Genomic DNA, 12,157 nt, shown 5'->3' on the forward strand with positions numbered 1-12,157 from the left:
CGCGAACTGGACGGAACGCGGCCGGGTACTCCGAGGGAAGCGGCCGAGAACAGAAGACGGGACACGGGGAGTGCCTTCAGGTGGCCACAGCGGAGCCGACACACGCCGACGACGCGGATCCGGGCCCGGGATCCGGCCCGCGAATACGTCTGTCCACGACTGACCCGGACCGGCGCGTCGCCGGGCCCGACGCCGGGGTGCGCCCCGGCGGACGCGCCCGGTTGCTCGCCGCCCTGGAACCGCTCCGGCAGCGGCTGCTCCGGCACCCCGCGCTGTCGATGACGGCGCTCTCGGGCGTGCTGCACATCATCTGGTTCTTCACGTTCGCGAACAGCGGTGGCGATCTCGCCGCGCAGGACGCGTGGGCGGAGTTCGTCGGCCGGCACCCGGACTCGGCGTACAACCTCGCCTGGTACGGCGGCATGCACCCGGTGTCGTACAGCGTGGTGTCGCCGTATCTGATGTCGGTCCTCGGTGTGCGGACGACGATGATGATCGCCGGGACGGTCTCGGCCGGTCTGCTGACGATGGTGCTGATCCGCAGCCGGGCGGTGAAGAACCCGCTGTGGGCCTCGCTCGCCGGGGTCTTCGCGTTCCTGTGCAACGCGATCTCCGGCCGGGTGACCTTCGGGCTCGGCACGATGTTCGCGCTCGGCGCGGTCGCGGCGGTGTTCTGCTGGCCGTACCGGTGGCGGTTCAAACGCTGGGCGAAGGCCCTGGTCGCCGCCCCGCTGGCGGCGCTCGCCACCATGGCCTCGCCGGTCGCGGGGCTGTTCGTGGGTCTGGTCGCGGTCGCCCTGTTCCTGCAGAAGCGACGGCCGGGCGCGTGGGCGCTGGGGCTGGCACCGGCGGCGGTGGTCGCGGTGTCGGCCTGGCTGTTCCCGTTCTCCGGCACCCAGCCGATGGGGTTCGGCTCGGTGATCATGCCCCTGTTGTACGGCCTGCTGTGCCTGTTCCTGGTGCCGAAGGAGTGGGTGACCGTCCGGCTGACCGCCGCCGTCTACAGCGTCGCCGTGGTCCTGGTGTGGCTGATCAGCTCGCAGATCGGGTCCAACATCTCGCGGCTGCCGATGATGTTCGCGGGCGCGGCCCTGATCGCGGCCCTGCCGTACACCGTGCCGAAGTCCCGCAAGTGGTACGTGACCGTGCTGGCCTTCCTCGGCTTCGCCGGCTGGATCGGCTTCAAGTCGGTGGACGACATCATCCACACCACCCCGGCGGCCTCCTGGGCGCGGGAGCTCGCCCCGCTGGTCAACGAACTGCAGAAGGTCGGCGCGGAGAAGGGCCGGGTCGAGGTGGTCCCGGCCCGCTCGCACCGCGAGGCCTCCGCGCTCGCGCCGTACGTCAACCTGGCCCGCGGCTGGAACCGGCAGGCCGACATGGAGCGCAACCCCCTCTTCTACGACGACACGCTCAACTCGGCGAACTACCACGAGTGGCTCCAGCGGTGGGCCGTGCACTACGTGGTGCTGCCCAAGGACAACCCGGACGGTGACGGCGGCGAGCGCGAGCGGCAGCTGCTGCGGCGCGGGATGCCGTATCTGAAGCAGATCTGGGGCGACGCGAACTGGCAGCTGTTCAAGGTGACCGATCCGGCGCCGCTCGCCGAGCCGAACGCGGTGGTGGACCGGGCCGAGCAGGGCGAGATGACGCTGCGGGTGAGCAAGGCCGGGCGGATCCTGATCCGGATCCCGTACTCGCCGTGGCTGAGCATCGTCGACGAGCACGGCAAGAGCCAGTCCTACGACAAGGTCAAGGCGTGCCTGATGGCGACGCCGGAGGACGTCGACGGGGACAAGTGGACCACGCTGCTCGCGCCGAGGCCGGGCACGTACCGGCTGGCCGCGCCGTACCAGCTGCCGCGCGGTACGCCGTGCCCCGACCAGCTGAAGAAGCCCTGACCGTCGGCGGAGCCGGGCGGCGTACGCGTCGGTGCCCGGCACCGCCGGGATGACCAGCGCCACCAGTTCCGCCCTGCCCGGTCCCGCCGCGGCCATGAGGACGTGGGTGCGTCCGTCGTCGCCGCGGGCGTCCCGGTCGAGCCGTTCGTCGATGGCGACCGTCCACCTCATGCGCTCGTCGTGGCGGCCGGCGCTGAAGGAAAGCGGGGGCGGGTCGGCGGTGTTCGTCGGGACGCGGTCGGCCGTGGCCGCGCCCGCGTCGACCCAACTCCCCCAGCGCGCCTGACCCGTTCACACTGATGAACATGGATCAGCAAGCCGAACAATTTTACCCTGACTTGACCTTACGCTTGCTTGTCGTGTTCACGTGGACGGACCCACGATCGGGCACATGAACAGTCTCGACTGGGCCGTGCTCATCGGCTACTTCGGTGTGATGGTCGCGATCGGCGTCTGGTCGCACAAGCGCGTGGACAACGTTTCCGACTTCTTCACGGCCGGCGGCAAGATGCCCTGGTGGCTCTCCGGCATCTCGCACCACATGTCGGGCTACAGCGCCGTGATGTTCACCGGGTACGCGGGCATCGCCTACACCTACGGCGTCACCTCCTTCATCACCTGGTCCTTCCCCATCGCGCTCGGCATCGCCATCGGGTCGAAGCTGTTCGCGCCCCGCATCAACCGACTGCGTTCCCGGCTCCATGTGGCCTCCCCGCTGGAGTACCTGAAGAACCGTTACAACCTGCCCACGCAGCAGGCGCTCGCCTGGTCCGGCATGCTGCTGAAGATCGTGGACGTGGGCGCCAAGTGGGCGGCCATCGCCACCCTGCTGTCCGTCTTCACCGGCATCTCGCTGAACCAGGGCATCCTCATCACCGGCGCGATCACCGCGGTCTACTGCACGATCGGCGGCCTGTGGGCGGACGCGCTGACCGAACTCGGCCAGTTCGTCATCCAGTTGCTCGCCGGCATCGCGATGTTCGTGGCCGTCGTGCTGAAGCTGAGCGACAAGAACATCGGCTTCTTCGGCGCCTGGGACGAGCCGGCCCTGCACGGGCACGGCAAGCCGCTGGTCGGCCCCTACGGCACGGTGTTCCTCCTCGCGTTCCTCTTCATCAAGCTCTTCGAGTACAACGGCGGCATGCTCAACCAGGCCCAGCGCTACATGGCCACCGGCAGCGCCTACGAGGCCGAGCGCTCGGCCCGGCTGTCCGCGGTGCTGTGGCTCGTCTGGCCGGTGGTGCTGTTCTTCCCGATGTGGATGTCCCCGCTGCTGGTCCACGCGCAGAAGCCGGACGGCTCCGACTCCTACGCCCTGATGACCGAACAGCTCCTGCCGCACGGCCTGTTGGGCCTCGTCATCGTCGGGTTCTTCTCCCACACCATGGCGATGTGCTCCTCCGACGCCAACGCGATCGCCGCCGTGTTCACCCGGGACGTGGCGCCGGTGCTGTCGGCCAGGGCACGGGGCTGGAACGAGCGGTCGGGACTGATCGCGGCCCGCGTCACGACGGTCGTCTTCCTCGGCCTGTCCATGGCGGTCGCGACCCAGGTCAACTCCCCCACCTTCAAGGACATCATCACCGTCGTCATCAAGTGGGTCGCCGGTCTGATGGGCCCGATCGCGATCCCGATGATGCTCGGCCTGCTCCGCCCGTTCCGCCGCTCCGGCCCGACGGCGGCGCTCACCAGCTGGGCGGCGGGTCTGCTGGCCTTCTGGCTGGTCAACTACCCCATCAACTGGAACGTCGACGGTGGCGTCCCGCTCCAGTACCAGGTCTCGATCCCGCTCGCGGTCTCCCTGGTCCTGTACATCCTCATCGGCTACCTCAAGCCGGAGGACACCCCGGCCCGCCTGGCCGTCATCGAGAAGGTCAACACGGACGGCGACGCGGTGGCGGCGGTACCGGTGCCGGCCACGGCGGGCGACGACGTGGTCGGGGCGCCGTAGGGTCCGCCGTCCGGGAGCGCGCTCACGCCCGCGGGTACCGCGCCAGCCACCCCGGTGACGAACCGGCCGGGCCGTGGAGAGCGGGGCCCTGGGTCATCTCCATCGCGAAGTCGTCGGCCAGTTCCAGGATCGTGGGACGGCCCTCCAGCTCGGCCAGCCAGGCCGGCGGGAGGGCCGTTTCGCCGTGCAGGGCGCCGAGCAGGCCGCCGGTGAGGGCGCCCGCCGCGGCGGAGGGGCCGCTCTGGTTCACCGCCAGGCACAGCCCGTGCCGTACGTCCTCCCCCACCAGCGCGCAGTACACGGAGGCGGCCAGCAGCCCGTCCGCCGTACCGTCGCCGGCCAGCTCCTCCACCCGGGCCGGGGTCGGCATCCCCTGCCGTACCGCGCCGAGGGCGTGCTGGAGGGCGTCGGAGACCGGCTGGTGGCCGGGGCGGACGGCGAGCAGCGCGAGGGCCCGCTGCACGGCACCGTCCAGGCTGTCGCCGCGGGCCAGCGCGTGCACGATCACGGCGTACGCGCCCGCCGACAGGTAGGCGATGGGGTGGCCGTGGGTCTGGGCCGCGCACTCCACGGCCAGCTGGACGACCAGTTGGGGTTCCCAGCCGACGAGGAGGCCGAAGGGTGCCGAGCGGGCGACGGCCTCCGGCCCCAGCTCCCCCGGGTTCTTCGGGGACTCCAGCGTGCCCATGGTGTCGTCGCCGAACCCGATGAGCAGCGCGCGGGTGGGGTCCCGGCGGGCGTACAGCCACTCCTCGCGGGCCAGCCAGCCGTCGTCCTTGCGGCGCTCGTCGGGACCCCAGTCCCGTTGGGTGGCCGTCCAGCGCAGATAGGCCCGGTGCAGATCGGTCGGCGGGTGCCAGGCGCCGGTGTCGCGGCGCACCTGGGCGCGTATCAGCCCGTCCACGGTGAACAGGGTCAGCTGGGTGTGATGGGTGACCGTGCCGCGCCGCCCGTGCCCGAAGGCCAGGTCCAGCAGCCCCTCACCGCCGTACGCGGCCCGGATCTCCGCGAGGGACAGGGGATCGGCGGGCCCGCCCAGCGCGTCACCCACCGCGGCCCCGAGCAGCGTGCCCCGCACCCGGCTCCGGAAGTCCTGCTGTTCGGCACGCCCCCAGACGGCACCGGCTGTCGCCCCCACCAGACCTCCCCTGGCACCGTCCGCCTGTACGACGCCCAGCACTTTGGCTTCCCTTCCCTCCCAGAGCAAGAGGGATTCCCGTCCGCCGTCCGGTACCCCGGCACGACTTCGGGAGGGTTCCTGGTTCATCGCCCGCAGCCCCGGCTCGCGGGGTCTTACGTGGGCTCCGCAGGCGTTTCACCTCTCCGCATGCCCTGCGGCGAGTTTACGTCCTTCCCTACGAAGGTTGATTTCAGCATTCTCGTCCCGATCGTGCGTAATCCCGCACGCACTACACGTCCAGGAACGGACATGCAACTGACGACGGCCCCTGGGGCCGGATATTTCCCCGCTGTTCAGGTTGGAGCACATCTGGGTGGAAGGGAACCACCGGGACACCTTGACGAAGCCGCGCCCGTAGCGCCCGCATTTGACTTCCAGGGCGTGTGAGAACATCCCCATGGACTGGTCATGGACAGGCTTTCCCAACCGGCCACGTCGCGTCGCCATGCCCTTCACGTTCAGGTCCTCCAGATACACCGCTTGGCTCTCGCGGACGCTTGTCGGCGATGCGCGCATGAATCCTTGCGACTGCCAGTTTGGCTTTACACCGGTTGCCGCCTCCCTTCTTGCAGCGAGACAAGTGCCGCTGAGCCCGACGAAGCTTCTTCTGCTGCCGTCGGAAGAACTCCGGTGAAGCGATCTTCCTGCCGCGCAGCACCGCGTAGGTGGACAAGCCCAAGTCAACGCCACTGTCCGTGGCTTCCGAATCCAGCGGGGGCAGCGGTTGTTGCTTCACCTCCACTACGAAGCTGGCGAAGTATCGACCGGACGAGTCCTTGAGGATGGTGACCGACGAGGGCTCGGCCGGAAGCGGCCGGGACCACTTCACCCGGACCTCGCCGATCTTGGCCAAGTACAGCGCACCGCCCTCGCGAATCCGGAAGCCGTTTCGGGTCAGTCGAATCGCCTGTCGGCCACTCTTCCCTCTTGTACTTGGGCGGCTGCACCCTGGGGCCCTTGCGATCTCCTCGCCGCCAAGCGAAGAAATTGCGGTAGCTCGCATGCAAGTCGGCGAGTGACTGCACCAGGACTACAGCCGACACTTCGGCCGGCCAAGACCGCTCAGGGGTCTTTTTGGCCAACGTCGTGACCATCTTCTGAAGCTCGTTGTCCGGGATGAACGGCTCACCCCACGCGTGGGCATCCCTCCGTGCACGAAGGCCATCATTGAAGACGACCCGAGCGCACCCGAATGATGCCGCCAGCAAGGGAATCTGGCTTGCCGTCGGGTAGACGCGGAGGTTGTAACGGAGCTTCACGGACGCGACTGTGGAACAGCGGCGACGAGCTGGTTGAGAGAACACCGAAAGAGGCCACTGTGACCGGAATCACGTCACCGGCGGCGGGAGCTGCCGGGTTGAAAGGAGGAGAGCTGGGCGCGCGGAGCTCCTTCGCCTCTCGCCCCGCACGTCGGGCTCTGGCTCAATTCACGTGGGAGAAGCCGGTGTTCGTCGGGAAGAATCCAGCCATGACCACCACCCCCACCCAGCACACCGGCCTCAGACTCGCCGCCGGTGTGCTCACCGGCATACTCGCCCTCTACATCGCCCTGGTCGCGCTCGGGAACATCACGGACTTCGGGACCAACCAGCAGTTCGTGCGGCATGTGCTGGCGATGGACACGACGTTCAAGGACGACGACCTGATGTGGCGGGCCGTCACCAGTACGGCACTTGAGGACACCGCGTACGTCCTCATCATCGTGTGGGAGAGCGTGGCGGCCCTGCTGCTGGTCCGGGGGACGTACCTGTGGGCGCGGCGGAAGGACGACCTCGCCCGGCGCTGGTCCACCTACGGTCTGCTGATGCTCCTGCTGCTCTTCGGCGCCGGGTTCATCGCGATCGGCGGTGAGTGGTTCGCGATGTGGCAGTCGAAGACGTGGAACGGCCTGGACGCGGCGACCCGCGTGTTCCTGCTCAGCGGTGTCGCGTTGATCGTCAACCAGTTGCCGGGACCGGTCCGGCGGGCCGACTCCGCGTGACGCGGGGCACACCCCGGGCGGGGGCGCGGGGCGGACAGCTGCGGCGGATCGCCGAGCGCCGGGCGCGGGCCGGCCGGGCGGCCGGGCAGCGGCCCCGGGCTCCGCTGGGCGCGCGCCGCCCCGGGTACCGCCCCAGGGCCCCGGAGCGGACCGGCGGTGCGGCGGGGGCGGGGACCGGTCCGGCGGCCGGCCCGGAGGGCTGGGGTCAGCGGGCGGGGCTCCTCGCGACGCTGCTCCCCGGGCTGACGGCGGTCGCCACCCTGGTGTTCACCTGGGTGTCCGTCACGCAGGTGTCCGAGGAGCTGACCATCTCGGAGCAGGGACAGATCGCGGACCGGTACGACAAGGCGATCGAGCGGCTGGACGACGACTCCGTCAACATCCGCAGGGGGGCGATCTTCTCCTTGCAGGGCATCATGGAGGACTCGCCGCGGAAGCAGCCGGCGGTGATCGACGACCTGTCCCAGTACATCCGCGCCCACGCGGCCAAGAAGGCGACCTCGGCGCAGAAGGCACCGGACATCCAGGCGGCGCTCTCCGTGCTCGGCCAGCGCGATCCCGCGCACGACGGGGGCCGGGCCATCGATCTGCGGGGCGTCCAGCTCGCCGACGTCGATCTCAAAGGGGCCGATCTGAGCGGTGCGCTGCTCGCCGACGCGGTGTTCTCGCGCGGTGACCTGGGAGGCACGAAGCTGTCCGGCGCGGACCTGCGGGGTGCCGCGCTGAGGCGGACGAACCTCCGCGGTGCCGACCTGTCCCGGGCGAACCTCTACAAGACGGACCTGCGGGAGGCGGACCTGACGGAGGCGGACCTGAGGGGGGCGGATGTGACCGGAGCGGAACTCACCGGGGCCGGCCTGGCGGACGTACGGGTCGACGGCGCCACGGAGTGGACCGGTGCGCACCGGCCGGAAGAGGATCTGCCGACGGCGACCGCGACCCCGGTTCCGCCGGACCGCACCACGCCGACCCCCGCTTCCGGGTGGTCGCGCGGGGACGCTACTTGACCACCGTGACCCGGGTGCCCTGGTCTCCGAAGGCCCACAGGGCGGCTCCGTCCTCCTTGTGGAGGCGGATGCCGCCCAGTTTCTGGCCGTTCGCGGGCGGGGGCGAGGAGCCGTCCAGGGCGTTGGAGAAGGCTATGTTCACGTCGGACACCTTGGTGAAGTACATGATGTGCTCGATCTGCACGCCGTCCGAGCCCTTGAGGGACTGCCTGCGCAGGGTGATCGAGTAGCGGCCGGGCTGCGGGCTCACCGTGCCCGGCCACACCGTGAACGTGCGGGTCGCCTTGCCGGTCGCGTCGACCAGCCAGACCCGCTTCTCGCCGAGCGAGTAGACGATCCGGCGGCCCTCGCCGGACTCGTCCGGCAGGGCGGGGGCGGACGGTGTCCTCGGTGTCAGGGACGCGTGGGGGCTCGCCGACGCCGACGCGGTGGGCCGGGTCACGGCGGCCGTGGGATGCGGCCCGTGGTTCGCCTGCACGGCGAGGGCGACGACGGCAGCGGTCGCCCCCGCCGTCAGGCCGGTGACCCAGGCCCACGAGGGCAGTCGGGCAGCCACGGGACGCATCTCCTCCGCTACGGGTCCCCCTTCTCAGCACAGGGGTCGGATCATCGTACTCAGTCCGTGGAGGGGGATCGGTCCGGGAGGCCGCTCAGTCCAGGACCGGCAGCAGCTCCGGCAGGTGGCCGTCGGACGCCTCGGCCGCCCGCTGCCGTTCTTCCGGTACCTCGCCGTAGAGGGTGGTGCGCGGCTTGGCGGGGCGGCCGGCCGCCTCCGCCACCGCGACCAGGTCGCGGACCGACTTGTACGAGCCGTACGAGGAGCCCGCCATGCGGGAGATCGTCTCCTCCATCAGCGTCCCGCCGAGGTCGTTCGCGCCGGAGCGGAGCATCTCCGCCGCCCCCTCGGTGCCCAGTTTGACCCAGCTCGTCTGGATGTTGGGGATCCAGGGGTGCAGCAGGAGGCGGGCCATCGCCGTCACCGCCCGGTTGTCCCGCAGTGTGGGGCCGGGCCGGGCGATGCCGGCCAGGTACACCGGCGCGTTGGTGTGGATGAACGGGAGCGTCACGAACTCGGTGAAGCCGCCCGTCTCCCGCTGGATCCCGGCCAGTGTGCGCAGATGGCCGAGCCAGTGCCGGGGCTGGTCCACATGCCCGTACATCATCGTGGACGACGAGCGGATGCCCAGCTCGTGCGCGGTGCGGATCACCTCGATCCAGGTGGCCGTGGGCAGCTTGCCCTTGGTCAGCACCCAGCGGACCTCGTCGTCCAGGATCTCCGCCGCCGTGCCGGGGATGGAGTCCAGGCCCGCCTCCTTGGCCGCCGTGAGCCACTCGCGGATCGAAAGGCCGGTCCGGGTCGCGCCGTTGACCACCTCCATCGGGGAGAAGGCGTGCACGTGCATGCCCGGGACGCGCTGCTTCACCGCCTTCGCGATGTCGAAGTACGCGGTGCCCGGCAGGTCCGGGTGGATGCCGCCCTGCATGCACACCTCGACCGCGCCCACCTCCCACGCCTGCTGGGCGCGGTCGGCGACCTGCTCCAGCGAGAGCGTGTAGGCGTCCGCGTCCGTGCGGCGCTGCGCGAAGGCGCAGAACCGGCAGCCGGTGTAGCAGACGTTGGTGAAGTTGATGTTGCGGGTGACGATGTAGGTGACGTCGTCGCCGACCGCCGACCTGCGGACGTCGTCGGCCACCCGGCACAGCGCGTCCAGCGCCGGGCCGTCCGCGTGCAGCAGGGCGAGGGCCTCGGCGTCGGTCAGCCGGGTGGGGTCGTCGGCCGCCGTGCGCAGCGCCTCGCGCACGTCGGCGTCGATGCGTTCCGGGGCCATGCCGGGGGCCGCCGCCTCCCGCAGGGCCTCCCAGTCGCCGTACACCTCGTCGAAGTCGGCCCGCCGGTCGCCGGTGCGTCCCTCGGTGTCGATGGACGCGTGCAGGTCCGTGCGGCCGGTGGCGGTGAACACCTCCTCCGGCTCCTGCCAGGGCCGGCCCGTGACCGGCGCGTCCGGCAGGGCGAGGCCCGTCTCCGGGTCGGCGAGGGCGGACACGTGCGGGCGCAGCCGCGGGTCCAGCCAGGGCTCGCCGCGGCGGACGAACTCCGGGTAGACGCAGAGGCGTTCGCGCAGTTCGAAGCCGGCTGCCCGGGAGCGCTCGGTGAGTTCCTCGATCTGCGGCCAGGGGCGTTCGGGGTTGACGTGGTCGATGGTCAGCGGGGAGACCCCGCCCCAGTCGTCGATGCCGGCGCCGATCAGCCGCTCGTACTCGGCGTCGACCAGGTTCGGCGGGGCCTGGAGGCAGGCCGACGGGCCCATGATGTGCCGGGCGACGGCCACCGTGGCGACCAGGTCGTCCAGTTCGGCGTCCGGCATGCCGCGCATCGCCGTGTCCGGCTTGGCGCGGAAGTTCTGGATGATCAGTTCCTGGATGCCGTGGTAGGCCCGGGAGACCTTCCGGAGCGCGAACAGGGACTCCGCGCGCTCCTCGTAGGTCTCGCCGATGCCGATGAGCAGGCCGGAGGTGAAGGGGACGGAGGAGCGGCCGGCGTCCTCCAGGACGCGCAGCCGGACGGCCGGTTCCTTGTCCGGGGAGCCGTGGTGCGGGCCGCCCGGCTCGGACCACAGGCGGGTGGCGGTCGTCTCCAGCATCATGCCCATGCTGGGCGCGACGGGCTTCAGCCGCTGGAAGTCGGTCCACGTCAGCACACCCGGGTTGAGGTGGGGAAGGAGTCCCGTCTCCTCCAGGATGCGGATGGAGATGGCGCGGACGTAGGCGATGGTGTCGTCGTAGCCGTGCGCGTCGAGCCATTCGCGCGCCTCGGGCCAGCGGTCCTCCGGCTTGTCGCCGAGGGTGATCAGGGCTTCCTTGCAGCCGAGGGCGGCGCCCTTGCGGGCGATGTCCAGCACCTCGTCGGGGGACATGAACATGCCGTGCCCGGCGCGGCGCAGCTTGCCGGGCACGGTGACGAACGTGCAGTAGTGGCACTTGTCCCGGCACAGCCGGGTGAGGGGGATGAAGACGCTCTTCGAGTACGTGATGATGCCGGGCCTGCCCGCCGCCTCCAGGCCCGCGTCCCGCACCCGGGCGGCGGAGGCGGCGAGGTCGGTGAGGTGCTCACCCCGCGCCTGGAGCAGTACCGCCGCCTCGGCGACGTCGAGGGCGACGCCGTCCCGGGCGCGTTTGAGGGCGCGACGCATGGAGTTCTCGGTGGGGCCGGTTCCGGAGGTCGCGGAAGTCGTCATCCCTTGAGCATACGTTCGCTTTGATCACGGTTGCGGGGCACTGTCCGGGAGGAGCGGGCCGTAGGCGTCGAGCGCCCGCAGCACCTCCGCCTCCCGGGCCGGCGGCAGCTGCACCACGACCTCCTCGATGCCCAGTTCGGCGTAGTGGGCGAGCTTGCCGGGGGTGGGCCGGACGGCGTACGGGACGACCTGGAGGGCGGCCGGGTCGCGGCCGGCGTCCGCCCACACCGAGCGCAGCACGGGCAGCGCTTCGGAGAGCCCGCGTCCGCCGATCGGCAGCCAGCCGTCGGCGTACTCGGCGATGTGCGCGAACAGCTTGGGTCCGGCGGCCCCGCCGACGAGCGTGCGGGGGCCGACGACCGGGCCGCGCGGCTTCTGCACGGGCTTGGGGTGGGCGAAGCTGGCCCGTACGGCGCCGAACTCGCCCTCGTACGCGGTCGGCTCCTCGCTCCACAGCGCGCGCATCAGCGCCATCCGGTCCCGGACCAGTTCCCGGCGGGTCCGCCAGGTGACGCCATGGTCGGCGGCCTCCTCCACGTTCCAGCCGTAGCCGAGGCCGAGGGTGAAGCGGCCGCCGGACAGGTGGTCGAGCGAGGCGATCTGCTTGGCGAGGTCGATGGGGTCGTGCTGGGCGACGAGGGTGATGCCGGTGCCGAGCGCCAGCCGCTCGGTCACGGCCGCCGCCTGGGCCAGGGCCACGAAGGGGTCGAGGGTACGGCCGTACTCGCGGGGGAGGTCGCCGCCGGCGGGGTAGGGGGTGGTGCGGTCGGCCGGGATGTGGGTGTGTTCCGGGAGGTAGAGGCCGGAGAACCCGCGCTGTTCCAGTTCGCGGGCGAGGTGGGTGGGGGTGATGGTCTCGTCGGTGAGGAAGATCGTGACGGAGATGCGCATGGGGCATCGT

At 70.9% G+C, this 12,157-nt stretch carries 10 protein-coding genes and 1 pseudogene; 4 read left to right on the forward strand and 7 right to left on the reverse strand.

All coding sequences use genetic code 11. From position 1 onward, the window contains the following. Nucleotides 1–80: 80 nt before the first annotated feature. Together ACH4LD_RS08720 and ACH4LD_RS08725 are read left to right on the forward strand one after the other, a co-directional pair. Nucleotides 81–1,901 carry an MFS transporter gene (locus tag ACH4LD_RS08720; protein WP_398055486.1) on the forward strand — a complete coding sequence of 607 codons (1,821 nt, stop codon included), beginning with the start codon at nucleotides 81–83 and terminating at the stop codon, nucleotides 1,899–1,901. Nucleotides 1,902–2,292: 391 nt separating this feature from the next. Continuing rightward, entirely contained in the window at nucleotides 2,293–3,852 is a 1,560-nt protein-coding gene (locus tag ACH4LD_RS08725) for a sodium:solute symporter family protein (RefSeq protein WP_398055487.1), read from the forward strand. A 22-nt stretch (nucleotides 3,853–3,874) separates the two neighbouring features. Here ACH4LD_RS08725 and ACH4LD_RS08730 read toward each other — a convergent pair whose 3' ends face one another. The 4 genes and pseudogenes from ACH4LD_RS08730 to ACH4LD_RS08745 form a co-directional block, all read right to left on the reverse strand. Then, nucleotides 3,875–4,990, reverse strand: a complete 1,116-nt coding sequence (locus tag ACH4LD_RS08730; protein ID WP_398055488.1) for an ADP-ribosylglycohydrolase family protein — start codon at nucleotides 4,988–4,990, stop codon at nucleotides 3,875–3,877. Between the two features lie 177 nt (nucleotides 4,991–5,167). Continuing rightward, entirely contained in the window at nucleotides 5,168–5,548 is a 381-nt protein-coding gene (locus ACH4LD_RS08735) for a zinc ribbon domain-containing protein (RefSeq protein WP_398055489.1), read from the reverse strand. Beyond that, nucleotides 5,439–5,885 carry an RNA-guided endonuclease InsQ/TnpB family protein gene (locus ACH4LD_RS08740; RefSeq protein ID WP_398055490.1) on the reverse strand — a complete coding sequence of 149 codons (447 nt, stop codon included), beginning with the start codon at nucleotides 5,883–5,885 and terminating at the stop codon, nucleotides 5,439–5,441. The genes ACH4LD_RS08735 and ACH4LD_RS08740 overlap by 110 nt, the downstream gene beginning before the upstream one ends. 340 nt (nucleotides 5,886–6,225) lie before the next feature. Next, nucleotides 6,226–6,336 (reverse strand): annotated as a pseudogene (locus ACH4LD_RS08745) (hypothetical protein); the annotation flags it as partial. Between the two features lie 164 nt (nucleotides 6,337–6,500). Between ACH4LD_RS08745 and ACH4LD_RS08750 the strand changes: the two are divergent. Then, on the forward strand, nucleotides 6,501–7,013 hold the full coding sequence (locus tag ACH4LD_RS08750) for a DUF2165 domain-containing protein (protein WP_132785323.1): 513 nt from the start codon (nucleotides 6,501–6,503) through the stop codon (nucleotides 7,011–7,013). Then, on the forward strand, nucleotides 7,010–8,020 hold the full coding sequence (locus tag ACH4LD_RS08755; RefSeq protein ID WP_398055491.1) for a pentapeptide repeat-containing protein: 1,011 nt from the start codon (nucleotides 7,010–7,012) through the stop codon (nucleotides 8,018–8,020). Before ACH4LD_RS08750 ends, ACH4LD_RS08755 begins: the two co-directional genes overlap by 4 nt. Here ACH4LD_RS08755 and ACH4LD_RS08760 read toward each other — a convergent pair. The 3 genes from ACH4LD_RS08760 to ACH4LD_RS08770 form a co-directional block, all read right to left on the reverse strand. After that, nucleotides 8,013–8,585: a hypothetical protein gene (locus ACH4LD_RS08760; RefSeq protein ID WP_398055492.1), complete on the reverse strand. Its 573-nt coding sequence runs from the start codon at nucleotides 8,583–8,585 to the stop codon at nucleotides 8,013–8,015. The two genes, ACH4LD_RS08755 and ACH4LD_RS08760, sit on opposite strands and share 8 nt — an antisense overlap. An 85-nt stretch (nucleotides 8,586–8,670) precedes the next feature. Further along, nucleotides 8,671–11,256, reverse strand: coding sequence for a bifunctional FO biosynthesis protein CofGH (locus ACH4LD_RS08765; RefSeq protein ID WP_398055493.1), 2,586 nt, complete (start codon nucleotides 11,254–11,256; stop codon nucleotides 8,671–8,673). 24 nt (nucleotides 11,257–11,280) lie between these two features. After that, on the reverse strand, nucleotides 11,281–12,147 hold the full coding sequence (locus ACH4LD_RS08770) for an LLM class F420-dependent oxidoreductase (RefSeq protein WP_132785326.1): 867 nt from the start codon (nucleotides 12,145–12,147) through the stop codon (nucleotides 11,281–11,283). Nucleotides 12,148–12,157: the final 10 nt, after the last annotated feature.

The organism is Streptomyces sp. NPDC017676 (assembly GCF_044329325.1).
Taxonomy (GTDB): domain Bacteria; phylum Actinomycetota; class Actinomycetes; order Streptomycetales; family Streptomycetaceae; genus Streptomyces.